This is a genomic window from Haloplanus sp. (assembly GCF_028275055.1).
Lineage (GTDB): Archaea > Halobacteriota > Halobacteria > Halobacteriales > Haloferacaceae > Haloplanus.
Genome location: NZ_JAQCNJ010000078.1, coordinates 1 through 10,250 on the forward strand (window position 1 = coordinate 1; position 10,250 = coordinate 10,250).

At 65.5% G+C, this 10,250-nt stretch carries 16 protein-coding genes and 1 tRNA gene; 10 read left to right on the top strand and 7 right to left on the bottom strand.

Annotation, left to right across the window (positions count from 1 at the left end):
* Positions 1-36: 36 nt before the first annotated feature.
* Positions 37-459 carry a Holliday junction resolvase Hjc gene (gene hjc / locus Q0925_RS10295; RefSeq protein ID WP_299335062.1) on the top strand — a complete coding sequence of 141 codons (423 nt, stop codon included), beginning with the start codon at positions 37-39 and terminating at the stop codon, positions 457-459.
* Here the strand turns inward: hjc and Q0925_RS10300 are convergent.
* Positions 456-1,145 carry an SWIM zinc finger family protein gene (locus tag Q0925_RS10300; RefSeq protein ID WP_414652109.1) on the bottom strand — a complete coding sequence of 230 codons (690 nt, stop codon included), beginning with the start codon at positions 1,143-1,145 and terminating at the stop codon, positions 456-458. The genes hjc and Q0925_RS10300 overlap by 4 nt on opposite strands.
* 162 nt (positions 1,146-1,307) lie before the next feature.
* Between Q0925_RS10300 and Q0925_RS10305 the strand changes: the two genes are divergently transcribed.
* Positions 1,308-1,505 (top strand): DUF7472 family protein, encoded by a 198-nt coding sequence (locus Q0925_RS10305; protein ID WP_299335066.1) that lies wholly within the window; start codon positions 1,308-1,310, stop codon positions 1,503-1,505.
* A 10-nt stretch (positions 1,506-1,515) separates the two neighbouring features.
* Here Q0925_RS10305 and Q0925_RS10310 read toward each other — a convergent pair whose 3' ends face one another.
* Entirely contained in the window at positions 1,516-2,607 is a 1,092-nt protein-coding gene (locus tag Q0925_RS10310) for a DNA primase large subunit PriL (protein ID WP_299335068.1), read from the bottom strand.
* 101 nt (positions 2,608-2,708) lie between these two features.
* Here Q0925_RS10310 and Q0925_RS10315 point away from each other — a divergent pair, with 101 nt between their 5' ends.
* The 3 genes from Q0925_RS10315 to Q0925_RS10325 all read left to right on the top strand — a co-directional run bounded on the left by Q0925_RS10315 (position 2,709) and on the right by Q0925_RS10325 (position 5,070).
* Positions 2,709-3,293, top strand: coding sequence for a DUF7474 family protein (locus tag Q0925_RS10315; protein WP_299335070.1), 585 nt, complete (start codon positions 2,709-2,711; stop codon positions 3,291-3,293).
* 46 nt (positions 3,294-3,339) lie between these two features.
* The gene (locus Q0925_RS10320) at positions 3,340-3,717 is read left to right on the top strand and encodes a DUF5518 domain-containing protein (RefSeq protein ID WP_299335072.1); all 378 of its coding nucleotides are present in this window, start codon (positions 3,340-3,342) and stop codon (positions 3,715-3,717) included.
* A 108-nt stretch (positions 3,718-3,825) separates the two neighbouring features.
* Positions 3,826-5,070 (top strand): NAD(P)/FAD-dependent oxidoreductase, encoded by a 1,245-nt coding sequence (locus tag Q0925_RS10325; RefSeq protein WP_343218115.1) that lies wholly within the window; start codon positions 3,826-3,828, stop codon positions 5,068-5,070.
* 11 nt (positions 5,071-5,081) lie between these two features.
* Here the strand turns inward: Q0925_RS10325 and Q0925_RS10330 are convergent, their stop codons facing one another.
* Positions 5,082-6,137, bottom strand: coding sequence for a hypothetical protein (locus Q0925_RS10330; protein ID WP_299335078.1), 1,056 nt, complete (start codon positions 6,135-6,137; stop codon positions 5,082-5,084).
* A gap of 336 nt (positions 6,138-6,473) precedes the next feature.
* Here Q0925_RS10330 and Q0925_RS10335 point away from each other — a divergent pair, with 336 nt between their 5' ends.
* Together Q0925_RS10335 and Q0925_RS10340 are read left to right on the top strand one after the other, a co-directional pair.
* Entirely contained in the window at positions 6,474-6,671 is a 198-nt protein-coding gene (locus Q0925_RS10335) for a hypothetical protein (RefSeq protein ID WP_299335081.1), read from the top strand.
* Positions 6,661-6,957, top strand: coding sequence for a type II toxin-antitoxin system RelE family toxin (locus tag Q0925_RS10340; protein WP_157690224.1), 297 nt, complete (start codon positions 6,661-6,663; stop codon positions 6,955-6,957). The genes Q0925_RS10335 and Q0925_RS10340 overlap by 11 nt, the downstream gene beginning before the upstream one ends.
* Before the next feature lie 143 nt (positions 6,958-7,100).
* Here Q0925_RS10340 and Q0925_RS10345 read toward each other — a convergent pair.
* Together Q0925_RS10345 and Q0925_RS10350 are read right to left on the bottom strand one after the other, a co-directional pair.
* Positions 7,101-7,200 (bottom strand) — tRNA-Arg (locus Q0925_RS10345).
* A gap of 40 nt (positions 7,201-7,240) precedes the next feature.
* Positions 7,241-7,618, bottom strand: a complete 378-nt coding sequence (locus tag Q0925_RS10350; RefSeq protein WP_299335090.1) for a YccF domain-containing protein — start codon at positions 7,616-7,618, stop codon at positions 7,241-7,243.
* Between the two features lie 86 nt (positions 7,619-7,704).
* Between Q0925_RS10350 and Q0925_RS10355 the strand changes: the two genes are divergently transcribed.
* The 3 genes from Q0925_RS10355 to Q0925_RS10365 are packed head-to-tail and all read left to right on the top strand — an operon-like array spanning position 7,705 to position 9,137.
* Complete coding sequence (locus Q0925_RS10355) at positions 7,705-8,286, top strand: AAA family ATPase (protein ID WP_299335093.1); 582 nt, start codon at positions 7,705-7,707, stop codon at positions 8,284-8,286.
* A complete protein-coding gene (locus tag Q0925_RS10360; RefSeq protein WP_299335096.1) occupies positions 8,283-8,699 on the top strand; it encodes an RNA-binding domain-containing protein in 417 nt (138 codons plus the stop codon). The genes Q0925_RS10355 and Q0925_RS10360 overlap by 4 nt, the downstream gene beginning before the upstream one ends.
* Positions 8,700-8,729: 30 nt before the next feature.
* Entirely contained in the window at positions 8,730-9,137 is a 408-nt protein-coding gene (locus tag Q0925_RS10365) for a secondary thiamine-phosphate synthase enzyme YjbQ (protein WP_299335099.1), read from the top strand.
* Here the strand turns inward: Q0925_RS10365 and Q0925_RS10370 are convergent.
* Both Q0925_RS10370 and Q0925_RS10375 read right to left on the bottom strand, forming a co-directional pair.
* Positions 9,110-9,667, bottom strand: coding sequence for a magnesium transporter (locus tag Q0925_RS10370; protein ID WP_299335102.1), 558 nt, complete (start codon positions 9,665-9,667; stop codon positions 9,110-9,112). The two genes, Q0925_RS10365 and Q0925_RS10370, sit on opposite strands and share 28 nt — an antisense overlap.
* Positions 9,668-10,249 (bottom strand): magnesium transporter, encoded by a 582-nt coding sequence (locus Q0925_RS10375; protein ID WP_299335105.1) that lies wholly within the window; start codon positions 10,247-10,249, stop codon positions 9,668-9,670.
* Between the last annotated feature and the right edge of the window lies 1 nt (position 10,250).

The following is a 10,250-nucleotide window of genomic DNA, read 5'->3' on the forward strand; positions in this document are numbered from 1 at the left end:
CGGCAACTTAAGAACCGCCGCCGCCGAGTCGGAAGCATGTCCGCGAACCGCAAGGGTGACCGCCGAGAGCGCGAACTCGTCAACGAACTCGACGCGGCTGGCTTTGCCGTCATGCGCGCTCCGGCAAGCGGGAGCGCGACCGACCGTGACCTTCCCGACGTTCTGGCCGGAAACGGAAAGACCTTCTACGCCATCGAGGCGAAATCGAGCGCCGGCGACCCGATCTATCTCACCGGCGAGGAGGTCGAGTCGCTGATCTACTTCGCCCGCAACTTCGGTGCGAACGCCCGCATCGCCGTCCGTTTCGACCGCGAGGACTGGTACTTCTTCCACCCCGGCGATTGTTACACGACCGACGGGGGTAACTACCGCGTCAAAAAGGAGACCGCGCTGGCGGAGGGGACGGATTTTGACGAACTCGTCGGCCACTCGACGCAGGCGAGCCTCGACGAACACTAAACGGTCGGCGGCGACGCCGTCCCGCTTGGCGGGGGCGAGCGGTCGGCGTCATCGCCGTCGTCGCGGAGGGGACGCAGTCGCGAGGCCGGAAAGGCGTAGCGTCGGACCGGGCCGTCGCGACAAAGGGCGTCGGCGTAGACGACATCGACCACGGGTTCGTGTCCACCGTAGTCGGCGTTCGAGGGGTAGTCGGCGACGAGTCGGCCGTCGTCGGTTTCGGTGCGGTCGGCGCGGGACCCTGTCGCGCCGACGACAACGAGGTGGTCGCCGGTCTCACGGTCGGCGACAACGGTGCCCTGATCGTGGTCGTGGCGGGCACAGAGCGTCGGCTTCCGGGCCGTGACCGGGACGAACGTCCGACCGCCACAGACCGCACAGACGGCGGTTCGTTTCCCCGGTGGCGGGACGAGACGTTCCGTCACCTCGAGGGCGACCCGGCGGAGGTGTTTACACCGGGCACCGCGGCGGCGGTGGTCCGGGCAGGTGCAACTGCCACCATCGAGGTCGACAACGTAGCCGTCACCCTCGCCGTCGGTTTCGACGGTGTACCGGCCGTCACGAAGCGGTCGGACGGCCATCGGTTCGACGCGGGCACGGCGGGCGCGGCCCGACCGGCCCGCAGGCCGAAAGGTTCGTTTCGGAGCGGTCGCCGGCAGCGACGCGGGTGTGTGTTCTGAGTGCGTCATGTGGAGGCGGACGGTCGCGGTCGTCGGTTTCGCGTTGTCCAATCTCGGTTGGCGCTCGACACACCTAAATCCCTGTTTCGCCGTTGTTTGGCCGGTGAGACGGCCGTCTCGGGGGCAACGTCCCATCGAAGCCCTTTTGCCGTGGCCGGTGGATTCCCGAATATGGAACTCGAAGAGGGGATGGTCCGAAAAATTGCCATCTCAGTCGCCGCAGTGGGCGTTTTCGTCGCCTGTATCGTCGGCGTCGGGGCCGTCTACAACGACGGCGGCATGGGTTCGACCGGTGGGCTCGCGCTCGTCGGGAGCATCGCGCTGTTCGTCATCGTGATGGCCGGCGTCGGGGTCGTTCTCTCCGAGTAGTCGCCGGTCGTCAGTCGCCCGCTTCGCCCCGGGAGTCGCTGGTGTCTGCGTCGGCGAGCGCTCCCGCGTAGTACCGAAGTGGATTGTCGATGGTCTCACAGCGCTCGTCCGGGTCGACACAGTCACCGAAGGCCTGCATGGTCGTACACGAGGGGACAGGATACTGGCTCGTCTCGCCGTCGTCGAGAACCGTTACACGGTCGGAGAGCGTGCCGTCGTCGAGAACGGGCCACCGCCCGGCGATGGCGTCGGCGTTGAGGCCGAGCGAGACGAGAAACGCCGTCGCCGCGAAGGCGGTGTGTGGCGGGAGGTCGCCGCCCTCGTCGCCGTCGAGAATCGACCGCATGCAGGGCGGGAACTGGTCCGGGGCGACCACCTGGACGCGTGGCAATCGCTCGCGCTCCGAAAGGCGTTCGTGGAGCGCGGTCACGTCGTCGTCGAGGGCCGACGCGATGGCGTTGCCGCCGGTACTGCCCCGGACCTGGAAGGGGAGTCCCTCCGTGACCCGGCGGCGGACCGCCTCGCGAAGGAGGCGGTCGAGTTCGCCTCTGTCGAGGGACAGTTCGCCGTCCGCGAGGTCGCGGTTGACGAGTCGCCAGTCCGCGCCCCAATCCGGGTTTGCCAACCGCAGGTACGCGGTCACGTCGATCCGAAAACGGTCGCGGTCGCTCGGCGGGCCGTCTGTCAGCCGCGTCACCGCATCGTCGAGGTCGAACTCGTCGAGAACGGTCGGCAGGTCGGCCCGGGGCGTCGAGACGCTCCGGAGGTCGGCGTCGGCGGCGTCGAAGTCCTCGGTCAGGCGGTCGAACGCGGTGGCGGCCTCGGCCTCGGCGTACTTTTCGACGGCCGCGCGGACATCAACGAGCGAGACGAGAATGCGGGCGATGGGATAGGAGAGGAGTTCGTCGCGGTCGCTCCAGCGGTCGGGGGTCTCCGACTCGACGGTGCCGGACATGAGCGCTCGGTCGACCCGTTCGCGGGCGCGGTCGACGGCCGGGTCACCCTCGGTGACCAGTCGTCGCGGGGAGATGTCCGCCGCTTGAACCGCCTCCCGTGCCGCGTCGAAGAAGGGATACCGGGCGTAGAGCGGGTCGGGGCGCATCACGCCACGGTTGAACGGCGGGGTGGATAAGCGCGACGGTGCGGCCGGTCGACCCACACCGGACCACACGACATAAGTTCACGCCCACATCAGAACCGGTCGTGCCGACGTTCGACTACTCGTGTCCGGGGTGCCGGACGACCAACAGCCTCCACGACGGCGACTGCCGCTTCGAGGGGACGCCGTGGACCGACGTGGAGGCGGCGTACATCGACGTGGTCGCGGTGCTCTCCGGCGGCGTCACCGACGCGGACGTCCTGCCCGAGGCGGTCGAGAAGTGGGGGCCGCTCCGACAGGCGGCGCTCGACCGCCTCCGGCGCGACGGCCGTGTCGACGACGCCAACGACCGCCTCCGCCTCCTGCCGGCGGAGGAGTACCGCGAGGCCGTGTCCGTACCGACCCGTGACCCCATCAAAACAATCTACGAGCGCGGGAGCGTCCCGGGCTGTCACGACAACGCCGTCTTTGCTATGATCGCGTGGTACGAGATGGTCGGCCTCTCCTGGGCGGAGACAAAGGAGAACGTCGTCGAGTGGCTCCGCGAAAGCGGCGCGTGGGAACGTGGCGGCTTCGAGGAGGCAACCCCCGAAGCGCTCGTCGAGAAGAAACGTCACGTCTACGAGGCGGGCTACGGCTGGAAGGAGAAAGCCACCGCGGCAAAACGCGTGATAGAACGGGCGCACTGACCGGACCGGTCGAAGCCGTTTTGTGACGGTCGGGCGACTGCGGTGTATGTCCACCGGTTCGTTCGTTCACGCCCTGATCGGCGCCGTCGTGACGACGGTGCTCTCTGCCGTTCCCTTCTCACCGGTGCTTGGCGGCGGTGTCGCCGCCTACCTGAGCGACGCCGACGCAACCGACGGCGTTCGGATCGGCGCGGTTTCGGGCGTCGTCGCTTCGGTGCCGGTTTTGGGTCTCGTTCTGGGTGTTCTTCTGGTGGTCGGTGTCCTCACCGTTGGTGGGCCGGGTGTCGGGGTGGCGTTCGGGATTGGCGGCCTGGGTTTCGGTTTCGTGGTCGGCACAGTCGCCGTCGTCTACACCGTCGGGCTGAGCGCGCTCGGCGGGTATCTGGGGTCGTATCCGGTCGACGGTACGAGCGAGCGCGAGTGACCGAGGTCGATCCCGACTGGGCCGGTACGAGGACGGTCGCCCGATCAGGGGTGGGTGGCGGAGCGCCCGCGTCGGTGTCACCGGGGGTGTGCATCGTCCGATCGATCCATGTTTTTATGTACCGGATACACCTTCGATACGTGTAGTATGGCGGAGTACGATATCGTCGTTGCGGGTGGGGGACCGGCAGGGCTTCAGTTCGCACGGGAGGTCGGGTACGCGTCCGAGTACTCGGTCGCCGTTCTCGAACGGAACGACTCCCTCGCCGACAACGACAAATCGACCGGTGGCACCTTCCACCAGGTGGTGGATGGGTTCGACATCCCGGACCACGTGGTGATGGACGACAGTCCGGACGTGATCTTCGAGGGTCCCGAAGCGCATGCGCGACTCGACATCCCGAACTACGTGCTCGATTTTCCGAAGTTTCTGGAGTATCTCGGCGAGGACGCGGAGCGACAGGGCGTCGAAATCGTGACCGGGGCCGAGGTAACCGGTCCGATTCAGGAGAACGGGACCGTGGTCGGGGTCGAGACGCGACACAACGGGTCGACAAAGGAAACCTACGGCGATGTCGTGGTCGACGCCACGGGACCAGCGGGCGCGCTGACGACACGGCTCGGTATGTGGGATCGGAGCGCCGCACAACGGGGGATCGGAAAGGAGTTCGAGGCCGTCGGTGAGTTCGATCCCGATTCGATGCTGTTCAAGTTCGACCACGAGTACGCGCCCGGTGGCTACGCGTGGGTGTTTCCCGCCGGCGACGACGCGTTCAAAGTCGGCGTGTGTTGGGTGAACGACTTTTACCGGCGGCATCGACCGCCCGACGATGGAGGCATCGACTCGTACGTTCGAAAGTGGATCGACAGCGACTCACGGTGGGACATAGACGAGATCCGGGACGTTCACGCGGGACAGGCCATCTCCGATAACTCCATCAACCAACGAGCGACCGACGGGATGGTAGCGGTCGGCGATGCGGTGTCGAGTATCAACCCGTTGTTCGGCGAAGGAATCCGGCCGGGGATGGAGTCAGCGGAGATGGCGGCCGACGTCGTGATGGATGCGCTCCGGCGGGGCGACACCTCGCGACGCGTGCTGTCGGCGTATGAAAAACGCTGGAACCGGGAGAAAGGCCCCAAGTGGAAGACCCAACGGATGGTCGGTGAGTTGTTGTACGATTTCAACGCGGAGCAACAGGATGGGTTCGTTCGGCGGGCCGGGAGGCTGTCCACGGAACAGGCGGACCGGCTCCAACGGTACGAACTGACCGTCACCGACCTGCTCTCGCTGTATCCGTTCAAACTCAAGGACGTGCCAAAGGCCCCGACGTTGCTCCGGCACGTCTGGTGACTCCCGCCGGGTTACCCGGAGATCACGTACGTTTCAAGCAGCGTGAACCCGATCGGAAGAAGGATCGAGGACGCAAGCCGTGTCAGAATCGAGACCGAGAGCGGGTAGAGGTTGACCGACCGGTACTCGTGGAAATCATCGCGGAGCGTCCGGATCTTGAGCTGTGTTTCGAGTTCGGAGAGCTCCCCGCCGGCGGAGTCGACCGACGCCTGTTCCCGTAGCTGTTGAATCTGTCGCCGTTTCTGTTTGAGAACGCTCTCCCTGACCTCCTGTGCTCGCCGGTTGACGTACAATGTCGGGTAGACGAACGAGACGATGATGAACCCGATGTACGTGCCGACCGCGAGGTAGACAAGGGTCTGATAGCTCCCGGCGGCCGCGATTGCAAACGCCAGCGGGAGGGCGAAAGAGCCAATCGAGTTCATCAGGGTGGCTCGGATCGAGAAGTACCCCACGGTGCTGAGACCGCCGAGACCGTCGTGGTGGAGCGGATCGATCGTCAGGTCGAGGTTGCCGACCGACCGGACACAGAGAATGGTCGTGAGCGCGCCGTGGAGGCCGATACCGGTGATGATCGACCACCACACCGCGAAGACGAGATACGTGAGGAAAGCCGGATCGAGAAGGCCGGTGACCCCGAGGCTCCTGAAAAAGCCGAGGTTTGCGACGAGTGCGACGACGATGAGAGCCGTCCAGACGACGGTCAAAGGCCAGTATCGCTTCGCAAAAAAGGACTCGTACCGGTCCACGGTTTGGATGAGTTTCTCGTGGTCCGCGACGACATCGCTCACCTCCTCGATAAACGTCGGAAAGACGTTCTCGTCGTAGTGCCAAATAAACACCGGACCGACGACGGCGATAAAAGCGGCCAGAAACTGAACGATCACCAGGTACGGGTCCGTCCCGCCGTCGGCGAGATAAAAAAAGAGTGCGGTGAGAGCGAGTGGGATCGGTCCGAGCGTCAGCAGCGCGGCCGGAACCGTCGAGAGGGGGAGTTTGGATCCGGGCAACTCCACTACATCCGTCAGCCAGATTGAGTGGCCAGAGTAGTGGTCCGTCTGACTCATGTCATTATCGACTCCGAGTTTCGACCACGGGATAAAAAAACACGTGCCGGCCGTCCATCGGTTGTCGCCGTGACCGTAGCGTAGTGTGCGCATGGGGGTACGGTCGGCGCTGGGGGCGAGCGGACAGCGAACACGGCGAGGTCGGACGGTCACGGCGAAGCCGCTCCCTGATTCGAATCCCGGTAGCCGCTACTGCTCACCGACGTTCGCAGATAGCGGGCACGATGGGATCCGGTTCGCCGGGGATATGCAACCCCGATAGTAGCGAACACAGTTCGTCCACCCAAACCTTTTGCCTGTAAGCGCTGTAAGGATTTAACAGAGGTGTCAACACGGATGTCCAACGCAAGCAAACGGATCCCGGTCACGGAGGAGCGGTGGAAGGAACTGAACGAACTCAAAGGGGCGGGCGAGACGTACGACGACCTGCTTGGGGAACTGATCCAGGAACACCAGCGTCGACGACTCGTCGAGCGAGCGAAGGAAGTCCGTGAAGCGGACAGTGAAGAACTGACGGCGCTCGATGAGTTATGAGGTTCTCCTCGCGGAGGAAGCCCGTGAGTACGTCGCCGCGCTGGACGAGAAGAGCACGCGCATCGTGAAGGACAATCTTCGGAAATTGGCGGACGATCCGTATCCGAGACCGGATTCGGGATCCGGTGACAAGGAGAAACTGGTGATCGAAGGGGAGGAGCTCTATCGTCTGCATATCGGGCGGACTCACACCGCGTTCTACGACGTACTCGAAGCGGACGGGGAAGTCCGCGTGATCGAGATCGTGGACATCGACGAGGCACACAAGCGCTACGGGTTCGATTGAACGGGTGCGTGGCCGCGTTGGTCAGCTTCTCGAAATCGATGAATTCCGTTCGGAGAGACGGGATCCGAGTCCGACGGCTCTCGTCATCGAAATTTCGAAACAACCCCCCTCTACAGCCAACTTCCGACGTTTTGGTACTGCCACGGGCACGATGGGATTTGAACCCACGACCGTCGGATAACTTCCCCCGGGAGCCTTCGGGGTTAGAAGTCCGACGCTCTCTCCGGACTGAGCTACGTGCCCTGTTGGGTGTTGACGGAGGAGCGGTCAAAAGCCGTTCGGCTCAGCCGTCGAAGCGGTACAGCGAGGTGACGTATGGGAGCCGGTCGAACATCGGGACCGCGAGGGGCAGGCCGACCACGGTGACGGCGAGAACGCCCGCGAGGTTCGCCCAGAGCCAGCCGAGCCACCAGCCAACGACGACGAAGTATAGCGCCCGGAGCGCGAGCGAGCGCTGGTCGACGGCAGCAGCGGGATCGGTGACCGGCCGGGGTTCCCGCAGCGTCAACACCGTCGGGACGAGGTTGACGAGTTTGATCCCGAGGGGTGCGCCGACGACGGTCGCGGAGAGCGCCCACGAGGCGTTGACCACGACTGGAGTCGCCCACCAGCCAACGGCGACGAACCAGAGGGCACGGGTGAGAAGGGAGCGTTGAGTCATAGCTATGGTCCCCGGAGAACGAGCGGAACTAAAACACTGACGCGTTGTCAGAGAGTATAAGGCCGCGAGGTGGGTACAGGGGAACGATGAAACTACTCGGCACCGTGGGGCTTCCGGGCAGCGGCAAAAGCGAGGCCGCGGCCGTCGCCCGAGCGGCGGGTGTACCCGTCGTCACCATGGGCGACGTGATCCGAGACGAGTGTCGTAACCGTGGGCTCGATCCGGCACAGCACCACGGCGAGATGGCGAAGACGCTCCGCGAGGAAGGTGGCCCGGGCGCGATCGCCAAGCGGTCGCTCCCGGAGATCGAGTCGGCGCTGTCGGAGTCGGCGTCGGAGACGGCCCTCGTCGATGGGTTGCGGTCGCCAGCGGAGGTAGACCGCTTCGAGGCGGCGTTTGGCGACGCGTTCGTTCTCGTGAGCGTCGAGGCGCCGTTCGAGACGCGTGCCGAGCGACTCGCGGATCGGGAACGCGACGCCTCCGATGCCGACCGGGAGGCGCTTCGGGACCGAGAGGAGCGCGAACTCGGCTTCGGTATGGGCGACGTGATGGACCGGGCGGACGTCAGGATCGAGAACACGGGATCGCTCGCCGCGTTCCGCGAGCGGATCCGTGGGTTGCTCGACGTGCCGGCCACACCGGAACTGGAGGCCAAGCGAGACCGATGATCCACAGGATCGACGTACGGGTGATCGCACCCGTTCGCGACACGGAGGTGACCGACCGTGTCGTCGACGCGGTGGCAAACCTGTTTCCGAACGCCGAGATCGGTCAGGAACCGGGACGGATCGCCGGTGAGACACACTCGATGGAGGCGTTCTCGGAGCGCCTCCACGAACAGGAGATCCTCGACACCGCTCGGCGAGAGTTCTTCAGCCGGGCCGACGAGAACGGCTTCGCCTTCGCGCTCAAAAAACAAGCGGCGTTCCAAGGCGTCATCAACTTTGCCGTCGGCAACCCGGACGAACTCGGCGACATCGAGGTTCAGGTGACGGTCCACGAACCGGACGTGGAGTCGGTCATCGACCACGTCGCCCCGCCGACGGAGGAAGGGCAGCCGGTCGATCCCGACACCAGGTAGGTTTTGTCCGCCGTCGACCACCACCCGACCATGGGGTTCGAGTTCACCGTCTCGACCACCGATAGACTCGACATCGTTGACGTGACCGACCGGGTCGCCGACGCGGTCCCCGCGGGCGCGACCGACGGAGCGCTCACCGTGTTCGTCGAACACACCACCGCAGGCGTCGTGATCAACGAGTCCGAACAACGGTTGCTCGACGACGTGCGGACGTTTCTCGACGGTCTCGTCCCGGACGAGGGGTGGGAACACGACCGGATCGACGACAACGCCGACTCGCATCTCCGAGCGCTGCTGTTGGGACCGTCAACGACGGTTCCGGTCGTCGACGGCCGCCTCGCGCTCGGACGGTGGCAGTCGGTACTGGTGGTCGACTGCGACGGGCCGCGGGAACGCACGGTCCGGGTCGGCTACACGAACACCAGTACGGAGAGATAAAGCACGACGACCCCGAGCACGTCGCAGGTGTTGGTGACGACGGGGATCACAACGTCGTCCGGGTCGAGTTCGAACCGATACGCGGCGTAGGTGGCGACGACGGCGACAACCACCGCGAGAACGGCAAGCGAAAGGCCACTGACGAGCGAGACGGTGAGCACCGTCCACGGCGAGAGGGCGGTCGACCCCGTGAGCGCGCTCAACCCCCACGCGCCGAGACCGACGAGCGGGAAAATGGAGGCAGCGAGCGCGATGGTGGCGAGAGCGTTCCCGACGAGTGCGTCGTCGTCAAGAGCAAAGGAGAGGGTCCCGAGGTGGAAGGCCGTCGAGAGACGGGCGGCGAGGATACTCCCCAGGTTCCCGGCGGTACCGATGGTGACCGGGACGAGAACGAGCAGCGAGGGGTAGCGAAGCAGGGTCGTCTCGAACTTTCCGAGAACGAGGCCGCTACCGATTTCGACGAGCGTCAAACAAAGAAGGAGCGGGAGCATGGCCCGCGTTATCGCACGGACGGTCCACGTGGTCGACACTCAGACGCCCCCCAGAAGCCGGGCGACGACGCGAACGGCGATCAGGAGAAAAAGAACGCCGAACACGTCGCCGGTGGTGGTAACCAAGGGTCCGACGAGCGTGTCGGGGTTGTGGCCGCGACGGTAGCCGGCGAAGACAACGGTGACGACGACGACGGTGAGGGTGATACCCGAGAGTACGCCCGCGACGAGAGCGATACCGAGCAGACGACCGAACCCCGCGACCGGCGCGCCGAGCGTCGAGAGAACGACCACGACGGCGGCGGCGGCGAACAGCGAGGTGAGAACCCCGTTGGCAAGCGCCGCGGCGGCGGCCGCGAGCAGTCGGCGGTCACTCCCTCGGACCCGCGGTTCGATCAGCCCTTGATGAAGCCCGGTCGCCAGTCGCGTGCCGAGCGAGCCGTAGACGTTGCCGCGGGTCGCAAGCAACGCGGGGACGAGCACAAGAAGGCCTTCGACCGCGCGCAGGTCGGCGCGCATGCCCCCCAAAACGAGTCCGGCAACGAGGCCGCCGACGAGGCTGGCACCGAGGGCGGGAAGCGCCTCCCGGTACGCCTCGGCCGCTACCTCGCGGACGGTCATC

Excerpts from the sequence above, each read along its gene's own strand:
- hjc (WP_299335062.1), top strand. The coding sequence starts at position 37 with ATGTCCGCGAACCGCAAGGGTGACCGCCGAGAGCGCGAACTCGTCAAC.
- Q0925_RS10300 (WP_414652109.1), bottom strand. The coding sequence starts at position 1,145 with ATGACGCACTCAGAACACACACCCGCGTCGCTGCCGGCGACCGCTCCG.
- Q0925_RS10305 (WP_299335066.1), top strand. The coding sequence starts at position 1,308 with ATGGAACTCGAAGAGGGGATGGTCCGAAAAATTGCCATCTCAGTCGCC.
- Q0925_RS10310 (WP_299335068.1), bottom strand. The coding sequence starts at position 2,607 with ATGCGCCCCGACCCGCTCTACGCCCGGTATCCCTTCTTCGACGCGGCA.
- Q0925_RS10320 (WP_299335072.1), top strand. The coding sequence starts at position 3,340 with ATGTCCACCGGTTCGTTCGTTCACGCCCTGATCGGCGCCGTCGTGACG.
- Q0925_RS10325 (WP_343218115.1), top strand. The coding sequence starts at position 3,826 with ATGTTTTTATGTACCGGATACACCTTCGATACGTGTAGTATGGCGGAG.
- Q0925_RS10330 (WP_299335078.1), bottom strand. The coding sequence starts at position 6,137 with ATGAGTCAGACGGACCACTACTCTGGCCACTCAATCTGGCTGACGGAT.
- Q0925_RS10335 (WP_299335081.1), top strand. The coding sequence starts at position 6,474 with ATGTCCAACGCAAGCAAACGGATCCCGGTCACGGAGGAGCGGTGGAAG.
- Q0925_RS10340 (WP_157690224.1), top strand. The coding sequence starts at position 6,661 with ATGAGTTATGAGGTTCTCCTCGCGGAGGAAGCCCGTGAGTACGTCGCC.
- Q0925_RS10350 (WP_299335090.1), bottom strand. The coding sequence starts at position 7,618 with ATGACTCAACGCTCCCTTCTCACCCGTGCCCTCTGGTTCGTCGCCGTT.
- Q0925_RS10355 (WP_299335093.1), top strand. The coding sequence starts at position 7,705 with ATGAAACTACTCGGCACCGTGGGGCTTCCGGGCAGCGGCAAAAGCGAG.
- Q0925_RS10360 (WP_299335096.1), top strand. The coding sequence starts at position 8,283 with ATGATCCACAGGATCGACGTACGGGTGATCGCACCCGTTCGCGACACG.
- Q0925_RS10365 (WP_299335099.1), top strand. The coding sequence starts at position 8,730 with ATGGGGTTCGAGTTCACCGTCTCGACCACCGATAGACTCGACATCGTT.
- Q0925_RS10375 (WP_299335105.1), bottom strand. The coding sequence starts at position 10,249 with ATGACCGTCCGCGAGGTAGCGGCCGAGGCGTACCGGGAGGCGCTTCCC.